Below are 12,484 nucleotides of genomic sequence, written 5' to 3' on the forward strand. Positions count from 1 at the left end.
TATGACTTCCTTGTTTTCGCACCGCCCGGGTTTTGCTCTCAAAACAATAGCTTTCAGCGCTTTACTGACCTGCGCTGGCGGCCAGATCATTGCGCAGACCGCCATTGACACCAGCACCGGCAGCGTGCGCTCTGGCGAACCGGTCACGCTGAACTTCGCCAATGCCGAGATCGAGGCGGTGGCGCGCACCATGGCCACCATCACCGGCCGCAACGTGGTGGTCGATCCCCGCGTCAAGGGCCAGCTCAACCTGGTCACCGAACGGGCCGTGACACCCGCCGCCGCCTTCCAGCAGTTCCTGGCCGCGCTGCGCCTGCAGGGCTTCACGGTGGTGGAGGCCGCAGGCCTGTACAAGGTGGTGCCCGAGGCCGACGCCAAGCTGCAGGGCGGCAGCGTGAGCGTGGTGCAGGGCAACGCCGGCAGCGCGCCCGGGGGCGGGCAGATCGTCACGCAGATCTTCAAGCTCAACTTCGAGAACGCGGCCAACCTCGTGCCCGTGCTGCGCCCGCTGATCAGCCCCAACAACACCATCAACGTGAACCCTGGCAACAACTCGCTGGTGATCACCGACTACGCCGACAACCTGCAGCGCCTGGCGCGCATCGTGGCGGCCATGGATGTCTCCAACGCCAGCGACGTGGAGGTGATCCCGCTGCGCAACGCCGTCGCCACCGACCTCGCGCCGCTGGTGGCGCGCCTGATCGACGGCGGCAGCGGCGCCACCCCTGGCGCGCCAGGCGCACAGGGCCAGACCGACACCTCGTTCAAGACCACGCTGATCGCCGAGCCGCGCAGCAACGCGCTGATCCTGCGCGCGGCCAACCCGGCCCGCGTGGCCCAGGTGCGCGCGCTGGTGGCGCAGCTCGACCAGGCGCCCGCGCCCGGCAGCAGTGCGGCCACCGGCAACATCCACGTGGTTTACCTGAAGAATGCCGACGCCACCAAGCTGGCCACCACCCTGCGCGCCGCCATGGCGGCGATGGGCGGCAGCGGCAACACGGGCGGTGGCGGCGCGGGCGCAAGCGCCGCACCGGCGGCGCCCAGCGCAGGCGTGGGCGGTGGCAACAACAGCGGCAGCATGCTGTCCACGGGCAGCAGCCTGTCCGGGGGCGGCGGCAACTCCGGCCTGGGCTCTGGCAGCTCCAGCATGGGCACCAGCAGCACCAACAACAACCAGCCCTCCACCGGCGGCCAGATCCAGGCCGACCCGACAACCAACTCGCTCATCATCACGGCGCCCGAGCCGCTGTACCGCCAGCTGCGCACCGTCATCGACAAGCTCGACGGCCGCCGCGCGCAGGTGCTGGTGGAAAGTCTGATCGTGGAGGTGTCGGCCAACAAAGTGGCGCAGTTCGGCATCCAGTGGCAGGGCATCCTGGGCAAGCAGGGCGATGGCACCGTGGGTGTGATCGGCACCAACTCCGGCGCGGCCGGCGCCAACATCCTGGGGCTGACCGCCGCGCTGGCCTCGGGCAGTGCCAGCAGCATCGCCACCGCCGCGGGCGGCCTGGGCGGGGGCCTGAACCTGGCGCTCGCGCCGCGCATCAACGGCCAGTACTACCTGGGCGCGCTGGCCAACTTCCTGCAGAACAGCGGCGACGCCAACGTGTTGTCCACCCCCAACCTGATGACGCTGGACAACGAGGAGGCGCGCATCCTCATCGGCGACAACGTGCCCTTCGTCACGGGCTCGTATGCGAACACCGGCAACAGCGGCACCGTGAACCCGTTCAACACCGTGGAGCGCAAGGACGTGGGCCTGATGCTCAAGGTGCGCCCGCAGATCGGCGAGAACGGCACCGTGAAAATGGCGATCTACCAGGAGATCTCCAAGATCGACCGCTCCACCCTGTCCAACGCCACCGGCCCCACCACCAGCAAGCGTGCGGTCGAATCGAACGTGGTGGTGGACGACGGCAGCATCATCGTCATCGGCGGCCTGCTGGAGGACACCTACTCGCAGGGCGAAGACAAGGTGCCCGTGATGGGCGACCTGCCCGTGGTGGGCAACCTGTTCAAGAGCGAGAACCGCTCGCGCCGCAAGACCAACCTGATGATCTTCCTGCGCCCCATCGTGGTGCGCGACAACGCGACCAGCGACGCCCTGGTGGTGGACCGCTACGAAGCCATCCGGGCGCTGCAGCACGCCACCCAGCCCGCCCCTAGCCTGATGATGGGTACGGTATCGGGGGCCCCGGTGCTGCCCGCACTGCCCGTGGCACCCGAACGCACCGCCCCCGCCGCCATGCCGGCGCCCCTGCAGCAGCAACAGCAGCAGCAGCTGACCCCGGTGCCCGCGCCCCAGCCAGTCAACCCCGCCACGGCCCCACAAAGCAGCGCCCCGGCCCAGCCCGGCACCGCCGCCACGCCCATGGCCAAGGTGCCGGTGCCCCTGTACTACGTGAACGTCGGCGTGATGGGCCAGGACGCCCAATCCAGGAGCGCGATGGCCAAGCTGCGCGACTCCGCGCTGCCGCTGTCCCTGCAGGCGGTGGAAACCAACCGGGGCAAAGCCACCCGCGTGCGCGTAGGCCCGTTCGCCACGGAAGACGCCGCCCAGGCGGCTGCGGCCACGGTGCGCAGCCAGACGGCCTTGAACGCCACGGTGGCGGCCCAGGCGCTCTGAGGACCGAGCCCCCATGCGCCACCCCCTACCCTACGCCTTTGCCCGCACGGCCCAGCTGCTGCTGGAGGACGACGGCCACCAGCTGGTGCTGTGGCACGGCCCCAGCCCCGACGCGGGAGCGCTGTCCGAAGTGCTGCGCAAGCACCCTGTGCAGCAGCTGCTGCCGCTGGACGCCCCGGCCCTGGCCCAGCGCATCAGTGCCGTGTATTCGCACAGCGAATCGAGCGCCGCCACGGTGGTGAGCGAGGTCGAGAGCGACGCCGACCTCTCGCGCATGATGCAGGAACTGCCCGCCGTGGAAGATCTGCTGGAATCGGCTGGCGACGCGCCCATCATCCGCATGCTCAACGCCCTGCTCACGCAGGCCGCGCGCGACGGCGCGAGCGACATCCACATCGAGCCCTACGAGCGCCATTCCAGCGTGCGTTTTCGCGTGGACGGCACGCTGCGCGAGGTGGTGCAGCCCAACCGCGCGCTGCACGCCGCCCTGATCTCGCGCCTGAAGATCATGGCCGACCTGGACATCTCTGAGAAACGCCTGCCGCAGGACGGCCGCATCAGCCTGCGCCTGGGCACCCGCGCCATCGACGTGCGCGTGTCCACCCTGCCCAGCGCCCACGGCGAGCGCGCCGTGCTGCGTCTGCTGGACAAGAGCGAGAGCAAGCTGAGCCTGGAAGCCGTGGGCATGCAGGGCGACACCCTGCGCCGCTTTGAGGGCCTCATCAGCCAGCCACACGGCATCATCCTGGTGACGGGCCCCACGGGCTCGGGCAAGACCACCACGCTGTATGCGGCGCTGGGCCGGCTCGATGCCACGCGCAACAACATCATGACGGTGGAAGACCCCATCGAGTACGAGCTGCCCGGCGTGGGCCAGACCCAGGTCAACAGCAAGATCGAGCTGACCTTCGCCAAGGCCCTGCGCGCCATCCTGCGCCAGGACCCGGACATCATCATGATCGGCGAAATCCGCGACTTCGAGACCGCGCAGATCGCCATCCAGGCCTCGCTGACAGGCCATTTGGTGCTGGCCACGCTGCACACCAACGACGCGGCCAGCGCCGTGACGCGCCTGACCGACATGGGCGTGGAGCCGTTCCTGCTGTCGTCCTCGCTGCTGGGCGTGCTGGCCCAGCGCCTGGTGCGCAAATACTGCAGCCATTGCCATGGGGCAGGCTGCGAGCACTGCGGCCAGACGGGCTACACCGGCCGCACCGGCGTGTTCGAGCTGCTGGTGACCACGGACGCGATCCGCGCCCAGATCCACAACCAGGCCTCCGAGGCCGACATCCGCACCGCCGCGCTGGCCGATGGCATGGCGCTGATGCGGGAGGATGGCGAGCGGCTCATCGCGGCGGGCATCACCAGCCGCGAGGAAGTGCTGCGCGTGACGCGGGACTGATCCCACGGGCCGGCGGCCGCGCCACAGGCCCTCTCGGTGGCGGTGCGCCACCGGGATCATTTTGCTACTTTTTTAATAGCAATCCGCGTTTAACAAGCAAGCGCTAGAGGCCCAAAACGCTTGGGATCAGCGGATCTGCAGCGCGGGGCGCCGGCCCGCCGGTGAAACGGCGGGCGCGGGCGAGGCCAGCGGCGCCGATGAAGGCGAGGAGGGCAGCTCCGAGCCCCCCCCTTGCAGCTTGAACTGGCGGACCGCGCTGGTCAGCTGCACCGCCTGTTCGCGCAGCGATTCCGAGGCTGCGGTGGACTGCTCCACCAGGGCCGCGTTCTGCTGCGTCATCTGGTCGAGCTGCGAGACGGCCTGGCTGATCTGGCCGATGTTGTCGCTCTGCTCGGCCGACGAAGCGGTGATCTCGCCAATGATGTCGGACACGCGGCGCACGCTGCTCACGATCTCGGTCATGGTCTGGCCGGCCTGGCTCACGAGGCGCGAGCCGTCCTCGACCCGCTCCACCGAGGAGCTGATGAGGCCCTTGATCTCCTTGGCCGCCTCCGCGCTGCGCTGCGCGAGGCTGCGCACCTCGCTCGCCACCACGGCAAAGCCGCGGCCCTGTTCGCCCGCGCGCGCGGCCTCGACCGCGGCATTGAGCGCCAGGATGTTCGTCTGGAAGGCGATGGAGTCGATCACACCCGTGATGTCGGCGATCTTGCGCGAGCTGGTGGTGATCTGGTCCATGGTGGTCACCACCTGCGACACCACGGTGCCGCCGCGCGCGGCCACCTCGGCGGCCGTGGAGGCGAAGTCGCTGGCCTGGCGCGAGGACTGCGCGCTTTGCTGCACGGTGCTGGTCAGCATCTCCATGGACGAAGCGGTTTCCTCCAGATTGGCCGCCGTCTGCTCGGTGCGGTGGCTCAGGTCGTGGTTGCCGCTGGCGATCTCGGAGCTGGCGGTGGAGATGTTGCCCGCCGTGTCCTGCACCTGGCGCACCAGGCCGCGCAGCGCATCCTGCATGCGCCCCATGGCGGCCACCAGCTGGCCCACCTCATCCTGGTTCATGGCCTCCACATCGCGCGACAGGTCGCCGCTGGCGATGCGGTCGGCCAGCTCCTGCGCCTGGCGCAGCGATCCGGTGATGGAGCGCACGCTGAAGAACGTGAGCGGGATCAGCACGGCCAGCCCCAGCAGCAGGCCGATGCCGATGAAGGCCGACATGGTGGAGGTGCGCGACTCCACGCCCGCGCGGGCCTCGTCCATCTGCGCGCGGGCCGTGGTGGCCAGGCTGGAGAACAGCTTGTCGGTGGCCTCCATGTGGACCTTGAGCCGGTCGGCATAGGCGCCGCCGCCGGCACCATCGAGCTGCGCGCCCTCGATCTTCTCGAAGATGGGGGAAATGCCGGTTTCGTACTGCTTGATCTCGGCCAGCGACTTGTCGATGGACTCGACGAAGGCCGCATCGCCCGACTGCACCTGGCGCACGTCGGCCAGGCTCTTGCGCAGCGCGGCCAGTGTCTTGGCCCAGGTCTCGCGCAGCGCGGAGACCTCGACCGAGTTGTTGAAGTTGATGATGATGTCTTTTTCGGTACGGCGCAGGTCGCCCAGCGTGGTGCGCAGCTCCGACATGTCGGTGAGGGTCTGTACGCGCTGCGAGAACAGCACCTGCAGCGTGCCGCGCGTGCGGTCCAGCGCCACGTAGCCCATGGCGCCGATGACAACAAGCAGGATCAGGGAAAAGACGGTTCCGAAGTAAAGGCGCGTGCGGATGGAGAAGCGGCCCAGAGCATTCATGGCTCTTCCTTACAATTTTTAACAGACAATCCAGCATAGCAAATTTGGTGCCACGCCCTCCCCCCGGTCTTCTGAACCGAGTGTGGCCGGACTATATGCCGGGCTGCCGCCCCCGCCGCACAGGGTAAGCACCGCCCCGGGGCCCTTTGCAGGGAATCCCCGGGGTCAGTAGGCGGGCTTATGCCACCGGTGTCACGGGAATGTAGAACTGCCCGCCGCGCTGCTGGAATTCCGCCGCCTTGGTCTGCATGCCCTGGGCCAGCGCCTCGGCCTCCGCCACGCCCTTCTGGGCGGCAAATTCGCGCACTTCCTGCGTGATCTTCATGGAGCAAAACTTGGGGCCGCACATGGAGCAGAAGTGCGCCACCTTGGCGCTGTCCTTGGGCAGCGTTTCGTCGTGGTATTCCTTGGCCGTGTCGGGGTCCAGGCCCAGGTTGAACTGGTCCTGCCAGCGGAAGTCGAAACGCGCCTGGGAAAGCGCGTCGTCGCGCGCGCGGGCCCCCGGGTGGCCCTTGGCCACGTCGGCCGCGTGCGCGGCGATCTTGTACGCGATGATGCCCTGCTTGACGTCGTCGCGGTCGGGCAGGCCCAGGTGCTCCTTGGGCGTCACGTAGCACAGCATGGCGGTGCCCATCCAGCCGATCATGGCCGCGCCGATGGCCGATGCGATGTGGTCGTAGCCCGGTGCGATGTCGATGGTCAGCGGGCCCAGGGTGTAGAACGGCGCCTCGTGGCAGGTCTTGAGCTGCTCGGTCATGTTGGCCTGGATCATGTGCATGGGCACGTGGCCGGGGCCTTCGATCATGGTCTGCACGTCGTGCTTCCAGGCCACCTGGGTCAGCTCGCCCAGCGTGTGCAGCTCGGCGAACTGCGCCTCGTCATTGGCGTCCGATGCGCAGCCGGGGCGCAGGCCGTCGCCCAGGCTGAACGACACGTCGTACGCCTTCATGATGTCGCAGATGTCCTCGAAGTGCTCGTACAGGAAGCTCTCGCGGTGGTGCGCCATGCACCACTTGGCCATGATGGAGCCGCCGCGCGAGACGATGCCCGTGCGCCGCTGCGCGGTGAGGTGGATATAGGCCAGGCGCACGCCGGCGTGGATGGTGAAGTAGTCCACGCCCTGCTCGGCCTGTTCGATCAGCGTGTCGCGGAAGATCGCCCAGGTCAGGTCCTCGGCCACACCGCCCACCTTCTCCAGCGCCTGGTAGATCGGCACGGTGCCAATCGGCACGGGCGAGTTGCGCACGATCCAGTCGCGCGTGGTGTGGATGTTCTTGCCGGTCGAGAGGTCCATCACGTTGTCGGCACCCCAGCGGATCGCCCACACGAGCTTCTCGACCTCTTCCTCGATGCTCGACGTGACGGCCGAGTTGCCGATGTTGGCGTTGATCTTGACCTTGAAGTTGCGCCCGATGGCCATGGGCTCCACCTCGGGGTGGTTGATGTTGGCGGGAATGATGGCGCGGCCCCGGGCCACTTCGTCGCGCACGAATTCGGGGGTGATGATCTTGGGGATGCTCGCGCCCATGGGGTTGCCCATCAGGCGCTTCTCACGGCCAGCGTCGGCCATGTACTGCTCCATCCACTCGCGCTTGCCGTTCTCGCGGATGGCCACGTATTCCATCTCGGGCGTGACGATGCCCTTCTTCGCATAGTGCATCTGCGTGACGTTGGCACCCGCCTTGGCGCGCAAGGGCTTGCGCTGCAGGGCCGCGGCCTCGGCGCGCAGTTGGGCCAGACGGGTGGCGTCTTCGCTTTTCTGGCCATCGTCCAGCGCCACGGGCGCGCGGCCTTCGTAGTGCTCCACGTCGCCACGGCCGGTGATCCAGCCGCCGCGCACTCCCGCCAGGCCCTTGCGCACATCGATCGCAGCCTCGGGGTCGGTATACGGGCCGGAGGTGTCGTACACGCTGACCAGTTCGCCGTTGGTCAGCGCAATGTCGCGCACGGGCACGCGCAGATCGGTGTGCAGGTGGCCGGGGAGGTAGGCCTTGCGTGAGGCAGGAAAGGGTTCGCGCGTGCGTGCGAGCAACTCGGCGAACTTCTCGGGGGTGGCCAGCTTGGCGTGGGGGTCGGGGGCGTTCATGGGCAGGTCTCCTGGTTCCGGTGGCGGTGGGTGCTGCTCCGGAATGGACCTGTGCGCCCCTCGGGTGCGGCTGCACCTGAGGCATGGCGTGCCAGCAGGGACTGCGGGCACGGAGACAAGGAGGTCGGCTCTTCTTCCGCCGGTATGAACCGGATCAAGTTCGTCGGGTTCGCAAGGCCTGCCGAATTTCTTCAGCCACCTCGCATCTCAGCGCTTACGCACACCCCGGAGCAGGCGCGAGTATAGGCCAGAGAGAAAAAACCGCGCCGCGGAGCCTCTCGGTCAGGCGAGGCGCCCGATGAGGACCACCGCAAAGAAGAAGACGGCCGCGATCACCGTCCACTTGAGGATGACGAGCCCCAGGCGCTTGTAGCGCGCCTGCCCCGTGCCGGCATAGAAGGCAAACGACACGGCCGCCGCCAGGAGCAGCAGCATGGCCAGCCAGCGAAAGATCAGCATGTCAGGGACTCCCGGCGCCGTGAAAACGGGCGCGGCACTGGCAGGAGGCTCCGGGCTGCGGCCCGGGAATGGTGCTTCATGCTCACCAGGCGCGCGCCGGCTGGGCAAACCCGCCGGGCGCCTGGCGCTCGTCCTCGAACGTGACGACCTCCCAGGCATCGCGCTGGGCCAGCAGCTCGCGCAGCAGCAGGTTGTTCATGGCGTGGCCCGAGCGGAAGGCGCTGTAGGCCGCGAGCAGGGGCTTGCCGATCAGGTACAGGTCGCCCATCGCGTCCAGGATCTTGTGCTTGACGAACTCGTCGTCGTAGCGCAGCCCGTCGCTGTTGAGCACCTTGTAGTCGTCCATCACGATGGCGTTGTCGAGGCCGCCGCCCAGCGCCAGGCCGTTGGAGCGCATCATCTCCACATCGCGCGTGAAGCCGAAGGTGCGCGCGCGGGCGATGTCGCGGCTGTAGTTGCCTTGCCCCATGTCGAACTCCACGCGCTGGCCCGTGGAATCCACGGCGGGGTGGTCGAAGTCGATCTCGAAACTGAGCTTGTAGCCGTGGTAGGGCGCAAGCCGAGCCCACTTGGCCGCGGCGCCCTCGCCTTCGCGCACTTCCACCGGGCGGGTGACGCGGATGAATCGCTTGGGGGCGTTCTGCAGCTCGATGCCCGCGCTTTGCAGCAGGAACACGAACGATGCCGAAGAGCCATCCAGGATGGGCACCTCTTCGGCGGTGATGTCCACATAGAGGTTGTCGATGCCCAGCCCCGCGCAGGCCGACATGAGGTGCTCCACGGTGTGTACCTTGGCATTGCCCACGGCGATGGTGGACGCCAGGCGGGTGTCGGTCACGGCCTCCGCCCGGATGGGGATGTCCACCGGCTGCGGCAGGTCCACCCTGCGGAACACGATCCCGGTGTCCGGCTGCGCAGGCCGCAGGGTCAGCTCGACCCGCTGGCCACTGTGCAGGCCCACGCCCACGGCGCGGGTGATCGTCTTGAGGGTGCGTTGCTGGAGCATCCGGGGATTTTAGTGGGGGGACCCCGCAAAAACCATCCGCCGCTTCCTATGACCCTGATAGAAAACGGAGAGTCGCAGGGGCGGCTTACAAGCTGCCGGAGACGCGTGGGTAGCGCCCCGCAGCGACTGCATACGCGCCACGCGCCACCAGACGACGGTGACTGCGCAGCTGAGGAGCATACGAGCCAAATAGGAAGCGCGGTGGTGGAAACCGTCACGGCCCAATGCCAGAGACACCGCGCAAGGGCCGCCCCACCGCGCATGTCGAGAAACCCCTTGCCAGAGTCAAGGGGCGCTCGGTCTGTCCCAGCCCGCGCAGGCGGGCTGGGAGCCGCAGACCTCGCCCCCTCCCGCGCAGCGAGAGAGGGGGTGAAGCGGCGTAGCCGCTCAGGGGGAGTACCGAATCAATCCGCCTGCTTGCGCAGGAAGGCCGGAATCTCCAGGTCGTCCATGCCGCCCGAGGACAGCGCGTCCACGCGCGCCGCGGCCTGGGTGCGGTTGGTACGCCACACGCTGGGCACCGACATGCTGCCGTAGTCGGCCTGCGCGCTGCCGGCATGGCCGCCCTGCACGCCCATGGCCGAGCCCAGGGCCCCCGTGCCCGCGATGGGCATCTGGTAGGCCACGTTGTCCGTGCCGGTGCGCAGGCCGCCCTGCACCACCGAAATCGGCTGGCGGCGCGCGTTGGGGCGCGACAGGCCGGTGGCCACCACGGTCACGCGGATCTCGTCGCCCAGGCTGTCGTCATAGGCAGCGCCGTAGATCACGTGCGCGTCGGGCGAGGCGTAGGCATTGATGGTGCTCATGGCCAGGCGCGATTCGGACAGCTTCAGGCTGCCCTTGGCGGCCGTCACCAGCACCAGCACGCCCTTGGCGCCCGACAGGTCGATGCCTTCCAGCAGCGGGCAGGCCACGGCCTGTTCGGCGGCGATGCGGGCGCGGTCCGGGCCGCTGGCGGTGGCCGTGCCCATCATGGCCTTGCCGGGCTCGCCCATCACGGTGCGCACGTCTTCGAAGTCGACGTTCACGTGGCCGTATTCATTGATGATTTCGGCAATGCCGCCCACGGCGTTCTTGAGCACGTCGTTGGCATGGGCGAAGGCTTCGTCCTGGGTGATGTCATCGCCCAGCACTTCCAGCAGCTTCTCGTTGAGCACCACGATCAGCGAATCCACGTTGGCTTCGAGCTCGGCCAGGCCGTTGTCGGCGTTGGTCATGCGGCGGCCGCCTTCCCAGTCGAAGGGCTTGGTGACCACGCCCACGGTCAGGATGCCCATTTCCTTGGCCACGCGGGCGATCACGGGTGCGGCGCCCGTGCCCGTGCCGCCGCCCATGCCGGCCGTGATGAACAGCATGTGCGCGCCGTCGATGGCCAGGCGGATGTCGTCCACCGCGGCCTCGGCGGCTTCACGGCCCTTGTCGGGCTTGCTGCCGGCGCCCAGGCCGCTGCCGCCCAGCTGGATGTGGCGATGGGCCGAGCTGCGGGTCAATGCCTGCGCGTCGGTGTTGGCGCAGACAAACTCCACGCCCTGCACGCTGCGGGCAATCATGTGCTCGACGGCGTTGCTGCCGCCGCCGCCCACGCCGATCACCTTGATCTGGGTGCCCTGGTTGAATTCTTCGGCTTCGATCATTTCGATGGTCATGTTGGAGCTCCTGTTTCTTTCACTGAATTCGTTTGCAATCTCGTGTGCAACTGCCAATGGGTTGTTCGGTATGTCATCGTGCGCAGCGGGGATGGCGGTCCGGTACATCGTCGCCATCGCCCACGCGGTATTCGGTGCGGACTGCCTCTCGCCAGCCAAAGAGGAAATTTCATGGTCAGAAATTCCCCACGATGAAGTCCTTGAAACGGCCAAACGCCGTCTTCATGGAACCGCTTTTCTGTGCCACCTTGAAGCCGCGCAGCCGCGCCAGGCGCGCCTCTTCCAGTAGGCCCATGACGGTAGCAGCCCGGGGCTGTGCCACCATGTCAGACAAGGCGCTGGAATACTTCGGAATGCCGCGCCGCACGGGCTTCAGGAAGATGTCCTCGCCCAGCTCGATCATCCCGGGCATGACCGAGCTGCCGCCCGTGAGCACGATGCCCGACGACAGCACTTCTTCATACCCCGACTCGCGCACCACCTGCTGCACGAGCGAGAAGATCTCTTCCACGCGCGGCTCGATCACGCCGGCCAGCGCCTGCTTGCTGAGCATGCGGGGGCTGCGGTCGCCCAGGCCCGGCACTTCCACCTGCGCCTCGGGGTCGGCCAGCAGCTGCTTGGCGTAGCCGCTCTCGACCTTGATGTCCTCGGCGTCCTTCGTGGGCGTGCGCAGCGCCATGGCGATGTCGCTGGTGATGAGGTCGCCCGCGATCGGGATCACCGCCGTGTGGCGGATCGCGCCGCCGGTGAAGATGGCCACGTCGGTCGTGCCCGCGCCGATGTCGACCACCACCACGCCCAGCTCGCGCTCGTCATCCGTCAGCACCGCCTGGCTGCTGGCCAGGGGGTTGAGCATGAGCTGCTCGACCTCCAGGCCGCAGCGGCGCACGCACTTGATGATGTTCTCGGCCGCGCTCTGCGCACCGGTCACGATGTGGATCTTGGCCTCCAGGCGGATGCCGCTCATGCCGATGGGCTCCTTCACATCCTGCCCGTCGATCACGAACTCCTGCGGCTCCACCAGCAGCAGGCGCTGGTCGCTGCTGATGTTGATGGCCTTGGCCGTTTCCACCACACGCGCCACGTCGGCCGAGGTGACCTCCTTGTCCTTCACGGCCACCATGCCGCTGGAATTGAGGCCGCGGATATGGCTGCCCGTGATGCCGGTGTACACGCGCTGGATCTTGCAGTCGGCCATCAGCTCGGCTTCCTTCAGCGCCTGCTGGATGCTCTGCACGGTGGCGTCGATGTTCACCACCACGCCGCGCTTCAAGCCATTGCTCGGGGCCACGCCCAGGCCTGCGAGCTTGAGCTCGCCATTGGGCAGAACCTCGGCCACCACGGCCATGACCTTGGCCGTGCCGATGTCCAGCCCCACCACGACGTCTTTGTATTCTCTTGCCATATCAGTCTCTGCCCTTCTCTGTTCTGTCCCGCCGCACCCCGGCCTCATTCACGAACCGCCCCGCTCTCC

The 12,484-nt window shown here is 67.9% G+C and carries 8 protein-coding genes and 1 riboswitch; of the genes, 2 read left to right on the top strand and 6 right to left on the bottom strand.

Features of this window, described 5'->3' with window-relative positions:
• Position 1 precedes the first annotated feature (1 nt).
• Entirely contained in the window at positions 2 to 2,626 is a 2,625-nt protein-coding gene (gspD, locus tag AC07OC_RS25040) for a type II secretion system secretin GspD (RefSeq protein ID WP_218340432.1), read from the top strand.
• Between the two features lie 13 nt (positions 2,627 to 2,639).
• Complete coding sequence (locus AC07OC_RS25045; RefSeq protein WP_218340433.1) at positions 2,640 to 4,028, top strand: GspE/PulE family protein; 1,389 nt, start codon at positions 2,640 to 2,642, stop codon at positions 4,026 to 4,028.
• Between the two features lie 126 nt (positions 4,029 to 4,154).
• Here the strand turns inward: AC07OC_RS25045 and AC07OC_RS25050 are convergent, their stop codons facing one another.
• The 6 genes from AC07OC_RS25050 to ftsA all read right to left on the bottom strand — a co-directional run bounded on the left by AC07OC_RS25050 (position 4,155) and on the right by ftsA (position 12,415).
• Positions 4,155 to 5,813 carry a methyl-accepting chemotaxis protein gene (locus AC07OC_RS25050; RefSeq protein WP_218293305.1) on the bottom strand — a complete coding sequence of 553 codons (1,659 nt, stop codon included), beginning with the start codon at positions 5,811 to 5,813 and terminating at the stop codon, positions 4,155 to 4,157.
• Between the two features lie 178 nt (positions 5,814 to 5,991).
• Positions 5,992 to 7,872, bottom strand: a complete 1,881-nt coding sequence (gene thiC / locus AC07OC_RS25055) for a phosphomethylpyrimidine synthase ThiC (protein ID WP_218340604.1) — start codon at positions 7,870 to 7,872, stop codon at positions 5,992 to 5,994.
• A 141-nt stretch (positions 7,873 to 8,013) separates the two neighbouring features.
• A riboswitch (TPP riboswitch) is annotated at positions 8,014 to 8,137 on the bottom strand.
• A gap of 44 nt (positions 8,138 to 8,181) precedes the next feature.
• Positions 8,182 to 8,358: a hypothetical protein gene (locus AC07OC_RS25060; RefSeq protein WP_218293304.1), complete on the bottom strand. Its 177-nt coding sequence runs from the start codon at positions 8,356 to 8,358 to the stop codon at positions 8,182 to 8,184.
• An 82-nt stretch (positions 8,359 to 8,440) separates the two neighbouring features.
• Positions 8,441 to 9,364, bottom strand: coding sequence for a UDP-3-O-acyl-N-acetylglucosamine deacetylase (gene lpxC, locus AC07OC_RS25065; RefSeq protein WP_218340434.1), 924 nt, complete (start codon positions 9,362 to 9,364; stop codon positions 8,441 to 8,443).
• A gap of 404 nt (positions 9,365 to 9,768) precedes the next feature.
• Positions 9,769 to 11,010 carry a cell division protein FtsZ gene (gene ftsZ, locus AC07OC_RS25070; RefSeq protein ID WP_218293302.1) on the bottom strand — a complete coding sequence of 414 codons (1,242 nt, stop codon included), beginning with the start codon at positions 11,008 to 11,010 and terminating at the stop codon, positions 9,769 to 9,771.
• A gap of 175 nt (positions 11,011 to 11,185) precedes the next feature.
• Positions 11,186 to 12,415: a cell division protein FtsA gene (gene ftsA / locus AC07OC_RS25075; protein ID WP_008903721.1), complete on the bottom strand. Its 1,230-nt coding sequence runs from the start codon at positions 12,413 to 12,415 to the stop codon at positions 11,186 to 11,188.
• Positions 12,416 to 12,484: the final 69 nt, after the last annotated feature.

The sequence above is a fragment of the Acidovorax sp. GW821-FHT10E04 genome, from assembly GCF_059415185.1.